General features: G+C 53.2%; 15 protein-coding genes. 10 read left to right on the plus strand and 5 right to left on the minus strand.

What is annotated here, in order from left to right; translation table 11 throughout:
- Positions 1-61 precede the first annotated feature (61 nt).
- Positions 62-829: a flagellar hook-basal body complex protein gene (locus K355_RS0109405; protein WP_022731879.1), complete on the minus strand. Its 768-nt coding sequence runs from the start codon at positions 827-829 to the stop codon at positions 62-64.
- A gap of 564 nt (positions 830-1393) precedes the next feature.
- On the opposite strand from K355_RS0109405, the gene K355_RS0109410 reads away from it, so the two are divergent.
- The 10 genes from K355_RS0109410 to K355_RS0109455 all read left to right on the plus strand — a co-directional run bounded on the left by K355_RS0109410 (position 1394) and on the right by K355_RS0109455 (position 12566).
- Positions 1394-1930, plus strand: a complete 537-nt coding sequence (locus tag K355_RS0109410) for a flagellar basal body-associated FliL family protein (protein ID WP_022731880.1) — start codon at positions 1394-1396, stop codon at positions 1928-1930.
- Positions 1931-1972: 42 nt separating this feature from the next.
- Positions 1973-3112 (plus strand): flagellar motor switch protein FliM, encoded by a 1140-nt coding sequence (gene fliM, locus K355_RS0109415; protein ID WP_022731881.1) that lies wholly within the window; start codon positions 1973-1975, stop codon positions 3110-3112.
- A 3-nt stretch (positions 3113-3115) separates the two neighbouring features.
- Positions 3116-3865 carry a DUF6468 domain-containing protein gene (locus K355_RS0109420; protein WP_022731882.1) on the plus strand — a complete coding sequence of 250 codons (750 nt, stop codon included), beginning with the start codon at positions 3116-3118 and terminating at the stop codon, positions 3863-3865.
- Positions 3866-4012: 147 nt separating this feature from the next.
- Positions 4013-4729: a MotE family protein gene (locus K355_RS0109425; RefSeq protein ID WP_022731883.1), complete on the plus strand. Its 717-nt coding sequence runs from the start codon at positions 4013-4015 to the stop codon at positions 4727-4729.
- 220 nt (positions 4730-4949) lie between these two features.
- Positions 4950-5336 carry a response regulator gene (locus K355_RS0109430; protein ID WP_022731884.1) on the plus strand — a complete coding sequence of 129 codons (387 nt, stop codon included), beginning with the start codon at positions 4950-4952 and terminating at the stop codon, positions 5334-5336.
- A gap of 35 nt (positions 5337-5371) precedes the next feature.
- Positions 5372-6013: a protein phosphatase CheZ gene (locus K355_RS0109435; RefSeq protein WP_022731885.1), complete on the plus strand. Its 642-nt coding sequence runs from the start codon at positions 5372-5374 to the stop codon at positions 6011-6013.
- Positions 6014-6024: 11 nt separating this feature from the next.
- Positions 6025-6888 (plus strand): flagellar motor protein MotB, encoded by an 864-nt coding sequence (locus tag K355_RS0109440; protein WP_022731886.1) that lies wholly within the window; start codon positions 6025-6027, stop codon positions 6886-6888.
- The gene (locus tag K355_RS0109445; protein WP_022731887.1) at positions 6888-7616 is read left to right on the plus strand and encodes an OmpA/MotB family protein; all 729 of its coding nucleotides are present in this window, start codon (positions 6888-6890) and stop codon (positions 7614-7616) included. The genes K355_RS0109440 and K355_RS0109445 overlap by 1 nt, the downstream gene beginning before the upstream one ends.
- A gap of 2 nt (positions 7617-7618) precedes the next feature.
- On the plus strand, positions 7619-11137 hold the full coding sequence (locus K355_RS0109450) for a tetratricopeptide repeat protein (protein ID WP_022731888.1): 3519 nt from the start codon (positions 7619-7621) through the stop codon (positions 11135-11137).
- 97 nt (positions 11138-11234) lie between these two features.
- Positions 11235-12566, plus strand: a complete 1332-nt coding sequence (locus tag K355_RS0109455) for an SEL1-like repeat protein (protein ID WP_022731889.1) — start codon at positions 11235-11237, stop codon at positions 12564-12566.
- A gap of 122 nt (positions 12567-12688) precedes the next feature.
- On the opposite strand, the gene fliP is transcribed toward K355_RS0109455, so the two are convergent.
- From fliP to K355_RS0109475, 4 genes are all read right to left on the minus strand, one after another.
- Entirely contained in the window at positions 12689-13510 is an 822-nt protein-coding gene (gene fliP / locus K355_RS0109460) for a flagellar type III secretion system pore protein FliP (RefSeq protein WP_022731890.1), read from the minus strand.
- Positions 13507-13893: a FliO/MopB family protein gene (locus K355_RS23650; protein WP_022731891.1), complete on the minus strand. Its 387-nt coding sequence runs from the start codon at positions 13891-13893 to the stop codon at positions 13507-13509. Before K355_RS23650 ends, fliP begins: the two co-directional genes overlap by 4 nt.
- Positions 13894-14064: 171 nt before the next feature.
- The gene (locus K355_RS0109470) at positions 14065-14400 is read right to left on the minus strand and encodes a hypothetical protein (RefSeq protein ID WP_022731892.1); all 336 of its coding nucleotides are present in this window, start codon (positions 14398-14400) and stop codon (positions 14065-14067) included.
- On the minus strand, positions 14397-14813 hold the full coding sequence (locus tag K355_RS0109475; protein ID WP_022731893.1) for an EscU/YscU/HrcU family type III secretion system export apparatus switch protein: 417 nt from the start codon (positions 14811-14813) through the stop codon (positions 14397-14399). Before K355_RS0109475 ends, K355_RS0109470 begins: the two co-directional genes overlap by 4 nt.
- Between the last annotated feature and the right edge of the window lie 158 nt (positions 14814-14971).

Raw genomic sequence — 14971 nt, forward strand, 5'->3', positions numbered from 1 at the left:
TGTCTCCTTCGTCTGCGCAGACTATGCGCCAAATTTTAATCAAGGCCGTGTTCGCAAGCCCTTAGGCGCGAATATCGCCAAGTTTGCTAATCATGTTACGCATCCGTTCGTTCTCGCTTTCGAGCGAACGGGTAACGGATTGATAGGTGCGAAGCACGTCAATCATCTGGGTCATGGCCCCGATCGAATTGACGTTTGATTTTTCAAGTGCGCCCTGAACTATGCCGGGGTTCTCGACAAGTTCCATTGCGGCATTATCCGGGTTGCCATCTGCATTATCCGGTGCGCGGTAAAGGGTGTCGCCCGTCACTTTCATTTCCTGAACGTTGTCGACGGTGACGACCTGAAGTTTGCCGACTTGACCAATGTCCGTGGAAATCGTGCCGTCGCCTTTGATTTCGATCTGCCCGTCTGCTTCGTTAAAGAATAGAGGTTGACCAGCGTCACTCAACACAGGATAGCCATCATTGGTGATAAGCTGCCCGCCCGGATCCAGGTTGAAATTGCCCGAACGGGTATACTGTGTGCCCGACGGGGTTTCGACGGCAAAAAACATGTCTGGTTGGCTCAATGCCACGTCGAGCGGGCTATTGGTATGTTCAATATTGCCGACCGTGGTGTCGCGATACTGCGAGATGTCCTGAACCAGCGAAATTTCGCGTTCGCCGCGGAATGGGGCATCCTTGTTCTTGGCCACCCAGTCTGTGAACATCATCCGCTGTTCTTTGTACCCGGTCGTGTTCATGTTCGCCAGGTTCTGCGAAATGTTGTTCATCATGCTGCGGAGCGTCTTTTGCCGCGACAGAGCGATATATGAAACGTTTTCCATGGTCGACTTCCCAGTTGGGGCAGATAGGCCGATTAAGGCTGTGAATTTCCCCAAGACAAATGCGAACGGCATGCCAGTATGGTTAATGCATTGTTTTAAAATAATAAAAATTAGATCCGGCATTTGTTGCCGGGCGCAATCATCGCGGTAATTGCAGAAAGTGCCGCGTGTCGGGGGCAAGGCGGAAAAAGTTTTCCGGTCTGGGGTGATGGTATGGTCTTAAACCCGCACCAAATCAAAGATACGCCGTCAAATAACTATGACGCTAAATTGTGGTTTGGTTGCTTGTGCAAAATTTTATGAAGACTAAGAATGCAAAGAAAACCACAGAAAAATGGCAGTTCTTAAGCCGTATCCTGTAAGGAAGGTGTGCTGGTAAGAGATTGAGCGCGTATGATGCCCTGACCCGGCAAGTTCTGACTGTCGGTCGTGGATGGCAAGTGTTACGAGCTAATGATCAGAAGAGAAACGGATTTTTAACGTGATAGCGTTATGGCTTTTAATCCGGCACAGTGTTTGCTGGATGGAAAGTCAGAAATCCAGAACGCAGGAATTTGCGAACCAATGGGCGAAGAAGCCGACGAAATCGAAATGGACGAAGGTGGCGGTGGGCGCAGCAAGAAGATGCTGGTCGTTGTCATTCTGATCGTGCTGCTTTTGCTTGGCGGTGCTGCGGCAGCCTATTTTACCGGACTGCTTCAGCCGGTCATTGACATGTTGTCGGGCGGCGATAGCGCGCCGACCGAAGAAGTGATTTCAGAAAGTTCGATCGAAGACGCACCGGGTGTTCCCGAAAACGTCGGCTTTGTTGATCTGCCTGAGATTCTGGTCAACCTGAATGCCGGGGGCGGCAAGCAGAGCTACCTTAAAATCCGGGTCAGTCTTGAAGTTGCCGATCAGGCAATGCTGCCGCAAGTCGAAGAAATGATGCCGCGTATTGTCGACAACTTTCAGGTTTACCTTCGCGAATTACGGCCCGAAGACCTGTCAGGGTCCGAGGGCATGTTCCGGTTACGTGAGGAATTGTTGATCCGTGTCAGTGCGGCTGCGAAACCAGCGAAAATTAACGACGTTCTGTTCAAGGAAATGCTGGTACAGTAACCTTGTAACAGCCCGAATGCCAAAATCAGGAACCAATTGCTGATGGCTGATGAAGACGAAGATGATGATGCACTCGCCGCCGAATGGGAAGCCATGGCCGGTGGTGATGACGAGGGTGGAGACGACGGCGGCGAGGATATGGCCGCCGAATGGGAATCCATGCTCGGCGACGATGATGAGGACGATGCAGCCGATGAAGCTGCGATGAGCAGCGGGCCATCTGCGCGTGTTCTTAATCAGGACGAAATTGACAGTCTGCTTGGTTTTGATGATGGGTCTGGTGCGGGTGATCAGTCGGGCATTCAGGCCATCATCAATTCATCGATGGTTGCCTATGAACGTCTGCCGATGCTTGAGGTGGTGTTTGACCGCCTCGTACGTATGATGTCGACGTCGCTTCGTAACTTCACATCTGACAACGTTGAAGTGTCGCTTGATAACATCCTGTCGCTGCGTTTTGGGGATTACCTTAACTCGATCCCGTTGCCTGCAATGCTGGGTGTGTTCAAGGCGGAAGAATGGGACAACTATGGTCTTTTGACCGTTGACTCGGCCCTGATTTATTCCATCGTTGATGTGCTGCTGGGCGGACGCCGAGGTACGGCTGCCATGCGTATTGAAGGGCGCCCTTATACGACAATTGAACGCAACCTTGTCGAACGCATGATCCATGTGGTCTTGGGCGACCTTTCCGCCGCGTTTGATCCGCTGAGCCCTGTGACCTTCCGGTTTGAACGTCTGGAAACGAACCCGCGTTTTGCAACGATTGCCCGTCATGCCAACGCGGCCATTGTGGCCAAGTTGCGCATCGATATGGAAGATCGCGGTGGTCGGCTTGAGCTTCTGATACCGTATGCGACACTTGAGCCGGTTCGTGAACTGCTGCTTCAGATGTTCATGGGCGAGAAATTCGGTCGCGATTCCATCTGGGAAAATCACCTCGCAAACGAGCTTTGGCAGACCCATATCAACCTGTTGGCAGTGCTCGACGAGCAGGTGATGTCGCTGGGCGATGTTATCAACCTTGAGGTTGGCAACCGTTTGATCCTTAATACCAGTCCGACGTCGCCAGTTGAGGTGCGTTGTGGTGATGTCCCGCTGTTTAAAGGGATGATGGGGCGCAAAGGCGACCGCATTGCGATCCAGGTGCGTGATCGTGCGCGCATAAACGAGGAAGATTAGCCAATGGACTTCGCGTTCTATCTGGATCTTGTGATGATTGTTTTGCTAATCGCAACGATCATCTATGCCGTGATCCTGAACCGAAAATTGGCGGCTTTTCGGCGCAGCCGCGAAGACATGCAGAACTTCCTGACGGCATTTAATGCCGCGAACGAACGCGCGGAAACCTCGATCAAGGCGCTTAAGGAAATGGCCGAGGATTCCGGCGAAAAGCTGCGCGAAGATATCGAAAAGGCTGAGGCGCTTAACGAAGACCTGACCTTTATGGTGGATCGCGGCGAAAGCATCGCCAACCGTCTTGAAAAAGCGGCAAGCGATGTCAACGCGGGGCGCCGGGGTGGAAATTCTGCGAGCGGTTCGAACCCATCACCAAAATCGGGCAACGCTGCGTCGGGCAAACACACTGCCGGGGCGTCTGATTTGGCGTCATCGGGCAAAGATCGCAACGATGTGATTGATGATCGAGACGGGTATGGCGTGGAAACACGGGCCGAAGAATTAGCCGCCCGGATGGTGCGCGATATGGAACGCGGTGGCCGCAGTGATGCCCAAGACCAGGACCCTGAACCACGGATGGGTAAACCAGCTGGTGGCTATGATGATGACGGTGGCCGATCTAGAGGCGGTTATGGCAATGGTGGTTCAGTAACTGGTAACGGCGGCATGTCATCGGATGTCTATGATCAGGATGAAGACGCCGGTCGTTCCGAGGCAGAGCGCGAATTGCTCGCGGCATTGCGATCAGTTCGATAGGGGGGGCCGAACACTGTTTGGGGCTGCCGGACTTGTTATTATGACATTCGTTTTTATCTAAAGAGTGTGATGTCATTCTGTTAGATTAAAGACAAAACAAGCGTGAAGGAGCATGGGCACAAGATGCCAAATTGCTTAGGTGAATAAATGTCTGGTGTGCGTATCCTGCCTTTGGTCGTTCTTGTCGGCCTGATGGTGTTATCAATGCGGGTGGTCAACCTGTTCTCGGAAAGTTCGGATAAAGCCGAAATCGCCGAAAACACAGGTGTGAGCATGGTGCAGATGGCGCAGGCGCAGGCCCCTGCCACCGAAGAGGCGGCAACGCCGCCTGAAACACCGGATGCCGGGGATCCCGGCTTGGATAATCCGGCTGGCCTGACCATGGAAGGTGAACCCATGGAAGAAGGCGACGTTCCGCCAACACTTGGCGGTGATCCGACCCTTTTCACACAGGAAGAAATCGATCTGCTGCAGAACCTTTCAGTACGTCGTGGCGAACTTGACCGCAAGGAACAACGTCTTGATGAACGAGAAAGTCTGATTGCTGCGGCAGAGGCCCGCATCGATGCCAAGATCGACGAAATGAAATCGTTGAAAACGGCGATCGAGGGGCTTGTCGAGACCAAGGAAGTTCAGGAAGACGACCGGATCAAAAAGTTGATCAGCGTCTATGAAAAAATGAAACCAAAGGATGCAGCCCGCATCTGGAATGATCTTGATATGAATATCTTGCTGCAGGTCGCTCTGGGCATGCGCGAGGCAAACACCGCAGCCGTGCTGTCAGAAATGACACCAGACCGCGCGCGGGCCTTGACCTCGGAACTGGCCTATAAGCAGGACATCAACATGCTGCCGTTGCAATAAGACGGCAGCTTAATTTGCACTAACGCGCGTTGCGCCTTTTTATTGAAGGGTTGGAACGTGCAATTATTCGAGTATAGTCAATGTGATGGCGCAAACTGGTAATGGTCAAAAACCTTGATTAACCATTATTAAATATGTACATCACGATTATTAGGGGCCTTACCAATATGCGCGTTTCGTGCGGTAAGGGTAAGAGATCAGATAGCTGATGGAGTTGTGAATGGCCGTCGATCCGAATATGCCGATCCTGATTGTGGATGACTACAAAACCATGTTGCGTATCATCCGTAATCTTTTGCGGCAGCTCAACTTTACGAATATCGAAGAAGCGACCGATGGTAGTATGGCGCTTCGTAAGTTGCGTGAAGCTCCGTGCAGCCTCGTGATTTCTGACTGGAATATGGAGCCGATGACAGGGCTGCAGCTTCTTAAAGAAGTCCGTGCAGATGCCAAGTTGAAGGACCTGCCCTTCATCATGATTACGGCAGAAGCCAAGACCGAAAACGTGGTCATGGCGAAAAAAGCAGGTGTATCCAATTACATCGTTAAACCATTCAACGCTGAGACGTTGAAGGGTAAAATGAAGACTGTTATTGGTGATTTCTGATCAGGGGCGCGGGACATCAGTCCCGCGATACCGTTATGTCCAAAGCGTCCAAGGACGAAATACGCCAATTGTTGAATGATCTTCATGCGCGTCTCGAAGGGGATGATCTGAAGATTGAACAACTCTCTGAACTGATGGATCAGCTGTCACGCTTTGTGGGTGACAAGCCGACCGGGGATCAGAAGCGTCTGTTTGGTGAACTTGACGAGCTTTCAGGCATCATTCGCAAGATGAAGTCTGAAATCGCGTCGTTGCGTCCGGACGATATCAAGGCTGAATACATTCCCAACGCAACAGACGAACTTGATGCGATTGTGGATGCGACAGCGGGTGCGACCCATGAAATTCTTGATGCCATGGATGCACTTGAAGAGTTCGCTCGGACGTTGCCCGCCGAACAGGCCGAGATCGTAACCAGCGCAACAATGCGTGTTTACGAAGCTTGTAACTTCCAGGATATTACAGGGCAGCGTACGACCAAGGTCATTAAGGCTCTTAAATCCATTGAGGAACGTGTTGAAGGACTGGTCGCGGCATTTGGTGATGAAATTGCCAAATACGCAGCAGCCAATCCGAAAACGAAAAAAGAGCCAGAAGGTGATGAATCACTTTTGAATGGCCCGCAGCTTGAGGGCAAAGGCGTTTCGCAGGCTGACATTGACGCGATGTTTAACTAAGTGGCGTTGATATGGCGGAGATAGAGGACGACGGACCTACACCACCAACACCTCCTGCGAATGGTGCGGTGGCGCTGTTTCTCGCTCTCTATCTGTTGCTCTTGGCGTTCTTTATTCTGCTGAATACCATTTCGACCTTTGAAGAGGTCAAAACACGCGAAGTGCAGGAAAGTCTTTCTTCTGCGTTCGCGTCTATTTTACCCCCCACGACCAGCTTGCAGACCGTTACCTCAATCGAAGGTCCGGTTGTGGCGGCTGAAGACATGCAGGACAAACTGGGGCATCTTTTCCAGACGGCCATCAAAGTGGTTCGGGTTCAGGTCATCCAGCCCGGAAAATTGATGGAAGTCATCATGCATGTGGATCAGCTGTTTGATCCCAATTCCATTCTCATTCGCGAACGTCAGTCCGAGTTCATGGACCAGCTGGCAAGGGTTTTGGCCGATGATCAGGGCTATGCGTCTTATGAAATGGAAATGGTGATGGGCAGTGAAGTCGGCTCCAAGGGGACGGTCGAAATTGAAAACAACCTTCAAATCGCCCGTGCTGGATCATTCGCCCGTGAATTGATCGACGTTGGCGCACCACAGGATCATCTTTTTGTGGGTATTGATCCCGGCGCTGATCCATTTATCGTGACCTTCCGGTTCTTCTGGAACCTGGGGCCGAAGGAACCACCTCAGCCGATTGAGCGTGAAAGTGATACACCAAATGGCGCAAATGGCGGTGCAACGCCTGCTGGTGTCGCGCCAACTGGAAACGGGAACACAGGTATCTTTGCGCCGCAAAGAATGACCATCCCGCTTCCGGGGGGAAACCAGCCTGCTGTCAATCAACCAATCCCGCTTGGACCGCAGGCAGGGGGAGGGAGCTGATGGCCGAAGAAGAATTCAAAAAGCACGAAACTCGAAGTGGTCCACCGGTCTGGATGCTCAGTCTGGCAGATTTGATTTCGTTGCTGCTGACGTTCTTTGTCATGCTGTTTGCAATGTCGAAAGTCAAAATTGACCGCTGGGACGAGGTTGTCGATTCTTTGTCGCAATCGATCAAACCATCGCCGCGCGAAGAAAATGACGAACCGATGGCCAGCCTCAACATTCCGCGCGTTTATCGCAAACCGGCAATGAACCTTGATTATCTCAGTGCCGTTATTGATGATGCGATTGATGATAACCCGGTACTTGGCGATGCACGCATGTCGCGTGATGCCGACAAACTTGTGATTTCGCTTCCGGGTGATCTGTTGTTTGTCAGTGGCAGTTCGGAAATGACCCAAAAGGCACGGCAGGCACTTTTTGTGCTGGGCGGTGTTTTGCGAAACATCGGTAACCGTGTCGGTGTGCAGGGGCACACGGATCCCAGACCGCTCAGCGGACGAGGCGTTTATGCCTCAAACTGGGAACTTTCGCTGGCCCGTGCTGCGGCTGTTGCGAACGAATTGAAAAAATCAGGTTACACAGATTACATAAATATTTACGGATTTGCTGCATCAAGATACGACCAGCTTCCTGAAACGGTCGATGAAGATACGCGCTTTGAAATGGCGCGTCGGGTCGATATCGTCATCGAACCCCATGGCGGAAGCGGGATCGGAGGCACGTAAGTATGGCAAATCTTGCTGTGCGCATCCTGCTGGCGGCTGCGATCACGGCTGCCACGGCAATTTTATTGCCCATTAGCGGAATGCGCCCTGCAATGGCTCAGGCGGTTGATCCAGTGATCATCCGTTCCGGGATGCATAGCGGCTATGGACGAATTGTTCTGCAATGGAGCAAGCCGGTCAATTACACCGCTGAAATCATCGGTGATCAGCTCGTTGTGCGATTTGACGCGCCGCTCGTCGCATCCCTGCGCGGGGTGCTTACCCCGGTTTCTGAATATGTTGCAGACGGTTTCTTTGATCCGGACGGTCGCACCGTTGCCTTTGTGTTGCGCGATGATTTCGAAGTGCGAGCCTTTAATGTCGGCAGCAACGTGGTTCTTGATATCCTTGACAAACCACAAGCCACTCCACCTGCGCCAACACCGCCGCTGCCGACCAGCAAACCTGCACAGCAAGAACAAACATCACCGCAAGTGACACCTGCACCGACCGTGCCGGTTGAAACCACAAATATTGAAAACACTGATCCCGATTTGCGCACCCTTGATGTGCGGGTTGGTCGTCACCCAACGTTCTACCGACTGGTTTTTGATTGGCCCAATCGCACCGAATATGAGTTAAGCGGCGCGCAAGGATCACAAACGGTTGCATTCGCATCCCCTGCACGTATTGACGGGGCGGCAATTTCGCGTCGTCTGCCCGAAGGGGTGCGCATTCGCCAATCGGCGATAAACCCGCTTGATGTGGCTATTGATACAGATCCACCGCGCTCGTTGCGCCATTTCCGGTCTGGTAACAAGGTTGTCGTTGATATTATGGGGGCACAGCGCGCCCCGGTCAGCACCGCCGCTGCCGACAGCCGCCCGGCAACGACAACGACCCCCAGCGCCGCAGCAACGCCGCCTGCACCCGCAGCACCTGCATCTCAAAGCAGTGCACCGGCTGCTCCAGCTGCTCCGTCAGCAACAGCAAATGCCGATTCCGTGCAAACGCCAGATGGGCCCAGTCCTGCGGCGAACGAAGGGATTGATCCGACGTCACCAGAAGCCTTGGCAGCACAGGCGCTAGCGGATGCTCAGCAAAGTGGTGCGACGGTGGGTGGGGCACAGGAACGCGAAAGTATTGGCGATCTGTCGGTTACGGTTGAGCAAACGGCAACTGAGATGTCGCTTAACTTCCCGTTCGGGCAGCCCGGTGGGGCGGCAATCTGGTCACGTGCCGGGTTTTTGTGGGCGGTATTTGATGTTCGGGCCAATCTTGACCTTGAAGCCGTCCGACAGGAAGCAGCCCAGATTGTCGGGGTGATTGAGCAGATCGACAGTCCCTATGCGACCGTTGTGCGCCTGACCATCCCCGAAGGTGTGGGGCTTTATACCACTGTCAATGATGCCGGTGATTGGCGGGTCACACTGCAACAAGGTATTCTCCAGCCGATAGAAAAACTCGGGCCCTCGATTGAGCTTGATGAACAGACCCGCGCACGTCTGATTGTGCCGCTTGATGATATCGGGCCGACCATTCCGATTGATGACCCGGAAGTGGGCGATATGCTGCGTGTTGTAACCACATCTCAACGGGGTTATGGCATCGAGGTTGCCCTGCGCTATCCGGAATTTGAAGTGCTGCCATCCGTGCAGGGTGTTGTGGTCGCGCCCATGAACGAAACTGTACAGGTCACCAGTCGTGGCGACGGTCAGGCCGTGGTTGTTACAGCCGAGGATGGTCTTAATATCTCGCCTGAAGGCGCGCGGTTGCTGGCATCCGCAACCGGGGTCCGGGCCGCAACCGGCGATGGTCGCGAAGGGTTGATCTTCGAGCTTGATGACTGGCGACGCGGGGGGCTGGATAATTATAACAACGCTATTCATAAGTTGCGCCGGGCGATTGCGCAAAGTGGTGATGAACACCGTAACAAGGCCCGACTGGAACTGGCGGAATATTATTTGGCCAACGGTCTTGGGCCAGAAGCAAATGCCATCGTTTCCGTTATGGAAGAAGACGATCCGCTGATTGCGCAGAAAGTTCAGTTCCGCGCCCTGAAGGCGGCGGTCAAATTCCTGAATCGTGATTACGCCGAAGCCGAACGACTGCTTGACGACGACCGCCTGAAGGCGATCCCGGAAATGCAGTTATGGCGGGCGGTGACCCTTGCTGCGCGTGGTCGCCCGAACGAAGGCGCACGTGATTTGCTTGAAAGTGTCCATATTCTTGATTTCTATCCGCCAGAACTTCTGGGGCGGATCGGACCGATTGCGACCGAACAGGCGCTTTTGGTTGGCAATCCCGAAGCAGGCATGGACCTGATTGAAAAAATGTTGCTGACCAGCGGGTTGTCCGAAAGCAAGATCATGGACATCCAGTATCTTAAAGGCATCTTCGAAGAGGAAGCTGGCGAACTGGAACAAGCGGTTGCGACCTGGGATCAGGTGGCCGAGGGCGAAAACCGTAAAGCCCGTGCCCATGCCATCTTTGACAGAACAGAACTTTTGATGCGTTTGGAGCGGCTGACAGCCGATGATGCGATCGAGCAGCTTCAAAAGTTGCGGTTTGCATGGCGTGGCGATGCGTTTGAGATGGCGTTGCTCAAACGTATTGGTGTACTGCAGATCGAAAACAAAGATTTCCGCGATGGATTAAATACCCTGCGTCAGGTTGCGATCTTCTTCCCGAATATGCCGGTTGCGATAGAAGCAACCGACTTGATGCACAAGACGTTTGATAACCTCTATCTGGGCGACGACATCAACAATATCTCGGCGATCAAGGCGGTTGCCCTGTATGACGAGTTCCGCGAACTGACCCCGGCCGGTGAAAAGGGCGATGAGCTGATCCGCCGTCTTGCCGATCGGATGGTCAGTGTCGAACTGTTTGAGCGCGCCGAAGAGTTACTCGAACATCAGGTTGATTTCCGTCTTGATGGGGTGGAAAAGGCGCGTGTCGGGGCACGCCTTGGTTTGGTCTATTTGCTCGACAGCAAACCTGAACAAACCATCAGTGTCATTGAAAAGACCGAAGAACCGGGCATTTCCGAAGAGCTCGATACCCAACGGCGTCACCTTAAGGCGCGGGCTCTTTTGGATGTTGATCGCGGGGCCGAAGCCATTTCATCGCTTGAAGGTGATTATTCCAAAAATGCCGAACTGCTGCGGGTCGACTACTATCGTGGAACACGTGATTTCTTGTCAGCGGCAGAAACCTTCCAGCGTCTGGTCGGAGGGGATCAAGGCGATGTGATTGACGGGTTCTCTGACGAGCGTGCGCGCTATGTCTTGAACTGGGCTGTGAACCTTGCGATGGGCGGGCAGGAGCGGACGCTTAATATGCTCAAACGTCGCTATGGCGAGGTCATGGCCGCCAGCCCGTTTGCACAAGCATTTAATCTGATTACCTCGTCACCGACACAAGGGTTGATCGATTATCGGACCTTGGCAGACAAGGTTGACGAGGTAGAGAACTTCCAGGGCTTCCTCGCAAATTATCGCGATCAGTTGGAAAAATCTCAGCTTAGTGCTATAAATTAAAGCTCGAACAATGGTGTGAGCCGCATGCGGAGCTAAAAAGCACCGATTTGCGCCCTTTTTCCGTTGATGTTTTGGTTATGGCGAAAGAGTTGCTGTGATGGATCGCGCTTTAAAGATGGTCTATTATGATGACGTAAAGGTGGAAAAAGACATCTTTGCGCAGCTTTCGCTTGCCGAAAAGCATTTTCAGGGCGCGGGAATGCCGCGTGATGAAAGTGCGACTCGACGTATCCTTGACCAGATTCACCGTCAAAGCCGTGCGTTTGCTGCGATCTGCTATGGCTACATGCGCAGCAAGGGAATCGGCGTTGCCGAGGACCTTGGCGAAGGCCAGCAATGGTACCGCGAAGCGGCGTACTGGTTTAACGAAGAAGCATCATCGGGTGAGTCTATTTCGGCCAACAATCTTGGCTATCTTTATGCCAAGGGGCTTGGCGTTCAGGAAAATGCCGAAACCGCTGCACACTGGTTTGAAGAAGCCGTTGAATTTGGCTCTGTGGCAGCGCTTTACAATCTTGGTGTGTGCTATCTGAACGGCTGGGGTGTTCCCCAGGATGATGAAACGGCAATCGAGTATCTGCAGCGCGCGAGCGCACTGAACGATCCGTCAGCAGCCAGTGTTCTTGCCTATCTTTATCTTGAAGGCCGTGGTGTCAGCCGCGACCCGTCCAAATCTTTTGAATACAACATGCGCGCGGCACGTGCCGGCAGCGTCGAAGCCGCATCGGCCCTTGGCTATGCGCTTGGCGTTGGTCTTGGTGCGGAGCGCAATGTGGCCGAAAGCATCAGTTGGTTTGAAATGGCCGCCAGCGAGGGTGACGCATACGCACAGGCCAATCTTGCGATGTATTTCTGTCATTCTTCGGATCTCAAGCTGTTTAACCGCGGCTGGACGATGTTGACGCATGCCTGTGATCAGGGCGATGTGTCGGCCAAGTATCAGATGACGCAAATCCTGATTTTTGGCGTGCCGCATCGCGAACCCGATTACGCCGCAGCACTTGATATTGCGATGGATTTGGCTGAGCTTGGCCATCCCGGCGGTTATCACCTGATTGGGGTGATGTATGAGCATGGCCTTGGCGTGCCTGTTGACATGGTGCGTTCGGCGACATGGTTTGAGCGTGCCGCACGCAAAGGGTCTGCCAACGGTCAGGCTGGCCTTGGTCGCTTGTATGCCATCGGCAGTGGCGTGGAACAGGACAATGTGCTGGCTTATTACTGGCTACGTATGTCGTCCCCTGCCGAAGGCAGTCAGGCATACCGCGAAATGGAAGCCGTTTTGGCCCGAATGAGTGAAAAAGAACGTCGCGTGGCCGAAAAGTACGTTGCCGAAAATCCCGGCCCACGCCGCGGAAGCTTTGGTCTGAAACCGCTTGAAAATGGTGTTTTCAAATCGGGTACCAAGTCCGGTAACTACAAAGCATAGCGTTTTCGTTGCGGAGATGATGGTCGGGACGAAACGTCCAACGCACTAAAAAAAGCCGCCTGCACATGCAGGGCGGCTTTTGTTTTGGGTGGGTGATTTTTGGGGTTCGGCGCTTTCGGGGGCTACCCCCCGAAACTTTCCACCAAAGACCCGGCAATCAAGTACCAGCCGTCGACCATCACAAAGAAAATCAGCTTGAATGGTAGCGAAATGATGACAGGTGGCAACATCATCATCCCCATCGACATCAGGATACTTGCAACCACCATGTCGATGATCAAAAACGGAATGAACAACAAGAAGCCGATTTCAAACGCCCGGCGGAGCTCGCTGATCATAAAGGCCGGGATCAGGGCGCGCAGCGGAATGCTTTCGGGGGTGGTGATTTCGACCTTTGCCAAATTAACAAACAATTCGAGGTCGCGGTCGCGTACCTGCGTCATCATGAAATCATGGACCGGGCTTACAGAACGCTCAAACCCTTCGAACTCATCAATGTCGCCATTGATCATCGGCTGAACGCCCTCATCCCAGACCCTTTCAAGGGTTGGCATCATGATGAACAGGGTCAGGAACATCGCCAGACTGACAAGAACCTGATTGGGTGGGGACTGCTGAATGCCAAGGGCTGTTCGAAGCAGGCTGAGGACTACGATGATACGGGTAAAGGATGTCACCATCATCAGGATGGCCGGTGCGATGCTCAGGATCGTGATCAGACCAATCAGCTGAATCATGCGTCCCGATGATGTCACCCCCGGGCCTTCGCCCAGATCAAAATTAAACGTTTGCGCATGAACCGTATCGCCACCGATCAGAATGGCAATCAGGGGCAGCAGTGACCAGATCGCACATAGCGTCAACCAGCGCGGTGCGCGCCACCGTGCGGGCGACGACGCGGTCGTGTTGTGCGACGTATCGTTGTGATCAAAAGAACGGCTCATACGGGGGCTTTCCTGTCGGTCGTGTAGATGGTCTTGCGGGTGGCAGACAGGATATCGGCATCTTTTTCCCCGGCTTCCCGGGGATCTGTAACGTCACTGTCGAGAAGGTCGGTAAAATGGGTGCCGATGTTGCGCTCAACGATCATATCGCCATTTGGCCCCAACAAGACCAGATGTTCGGTATCATCACGTTTCAGAAGAACAAGACGGCGTTTGGTGTCAACAGGAACCACTTCGACAATGGACAGGCGGCGTTTAATACCGCGCCGGTTGATGTTGCGTGCACCAGGCACAAAACGCCGTGCAATCAGGGCAAACACCCCGATAATGCCCAGAACAAAAATCAGGGCAGCAACAAACCGGAAATAAGCGCTTAGTTCCATCAGGTAGTCATCCCCGTGATCGACCCGAGACTGTCCAAAAGTGACGTCTTACCCGCAACGACCATATTTCTGTTTACCGCGACCACACCGGTCACACAAGAAGTCAAACCGATGTTCGCACCGGTAAGGCGTTTGAAATCAGCCTTTTGCCACCATGGAAATCAAAATCCCTTATCGGGTTTTGGCCGCATGGGCATAGGCGTTTGTGGCCTGTGCAGTGTTACTGATGCCCCGCAATTGACGTTGAAGGTCGGCGTATTCCTGTTCCATATTGGTTTCAAACAGGGCCAATTCATCGGTAAGGGCGGCAAGCAGCGGTGTCACATCGGTGCGTTGTTCCGGGTTCATGGAACGGGCCTGCGCACACAGATCGGCAACTTTGGTTTCAAGGGCTGAAAGCTCAACAACCTTGCCGTCTTCAAGATACCGCTGACTGGTTCGGATCAGCGACAATACGCGCTTTAGATCCTTCTTGAACTGATCGGGTTTGAAATGTTCAGGGCTCATGATTGGCCTTCCCCGTTTCGATCACCTGATGGTGCAGCCGCGACCCTGTCGGTCGGCTCGGTCTGACTGCGCGATGGATCGCCGTAAATACGGTTGATCCGGTATATATAGTTCAAAATCTCGGCGACGGCAGCAAACGCTTCAAGCGGAATTTCGCTTTCGACTTCAACCGCCATCAGTATTTCCGTCAGATCGGTGTCCTTGCGGACCTTGATCCCATTGGCAAAGGCGACTTGCAATATCTGTTCCGCAACGCCGCCTTCGCCCTTTGCACTAAGGACCGGGGCGTTGTCACGACCATGCGCATAGCGAAGGGCAACAGCCTTTTGCTCAGACGTTCCGGGCGCGGCAAATTTTTCCGTTTTGGATGCCGGTGCGTCCGTTATGTCATATGTGGGTTTTTTCCCGCTCATACTGCCCTTCAACCCGGGACGCCTTTTGCCTGAATTTCAAATCTCAGGTTCGACCATAGACCCGAGATGGTCAACAAATCGTTGTCGACCCAGTTCACCACAGAAAGTTGCAATATAAGAGGACAGATGTCCGGGCCGGATTTAGGATATCCGCGACG

The sequence above is a fragment of the Thalassospira lucentensis MCCC 1A00383 = DSM 14000 genome, assembly GCF_000421265.1.
Taxonomy (GTDB): domain Bacteria; phylum Pseudomonadota; class Alphaproteobacteria; order Rhodospirillales; family Thalassospiraceae; genus Thalassospira; species Thalassospira lucentensis.

Excerpts from the sequence above, each read along its gene's own strand:
- K355_RS0109405 (WP_022731879.1), bottom strand. The coding sequence starts at position 829 with ATGGAAAACGTTTCATATATCGCTCTGTCGCGGCAAAAGACGCTCCGC.
- K355_RS0109410 (WP_022731880.1), top strand. The coding sequence starts at position 1,394 with ATGGGCGAAGAAGCCGACGAAATCGAAATGGACGAAGGTGGCGGTGGG.
- fliM (WP_022731881.1), top strand. The coding sequence starts at position 1,973 with ATGGCTGATGAAGACGAAGATGATGATGCACTCGCCGCCGAATGGGAA.
- K355_RS0109420 (WP_022731882.1), top strand. The coding sequence starts at position 3,116 with ATGGACTTCGCGTTCTATCTGGATCTTGTGATGATTGTTTTGCTAATC.
- K355_RS0109425 (WP_022731883.1), top strand. The coding sequence starts at position 4,013 with ATGTCTGGTGTGCGTATCCTGCCTTTGGTCGTTCTTGTCGGCCTGATG.
- K355_RS0109430 (WP_022731884.1), top strand. The coding sequence starts at position 4,950 with ATGGCCGTCGATCCGAATATGCCGATCCTGATTGTGGATGACTACAAA.
- K355_RS0109435 (WP_022731885.1), top strand. The coding sequence starts at position 5,372 with ATGTCCAAAGCGTCCAAGGACGAAATACGCCAATTGTTGAATGATCTT.
- K355_RS0109440 (WP_022731886.1), top strand. The coding sequence starts at position 6,025 with ATGGCGGAGATAGAGGACGACGGACCTACACCACCAACACCTCCTGCG.
- K355_RS0109445 (WP_022731887.1), top strand. The coding sequence starts at position 6,888 with ATGGCCGAAGAAGAATTCAAAAAGCACGAAACTCGAAGTGGTCCACCG.
- K355_RS0109450 (WP_022731888.1), top strand. The coding sequence starts at position 7,619 with ATGGCAAATCTTGCTGTGCGCATCCTGCTGGCGGCTGCGATCACGGCT.
- K355_RS0109455 (WP_022731889.1), top strand. The coding sequence starts at position 11,235 with ATGGATCGCGCTTTAAAGATGGTCTATTATGATGACGTAAAGGTGGAA.
- fliP (WP_022731890.1), bottom strand. The coding sequence starts at position 13,510 with ATGAGCCGTTCTTTTGATCACAACGATACGTCGCACAACACGACCGCG.
- K355_RS23650 (WP_022731891.1), bottom strand. The coding sequence starts at position 13,893 with ATGGAACTAAGCGCTTATTTCCGGTTTGTTGCTGCCCTGATTTTTGTT.
- K355_RS0109470 (WP_022731892.1), bottom strand. The coding sequence starts at position 14,400 with ATGAGCCCTGAACATTTCAAACCCGATCAGTTCAAGAAGGATCTAAAG.
- K355_RS0109475 (WP_022731893.1), bottom strand. The coding sequence starts at position 14,813 with ATGAGCGGGAAAAAACCCACATATGACATAACGGACGCACCGGCATCC.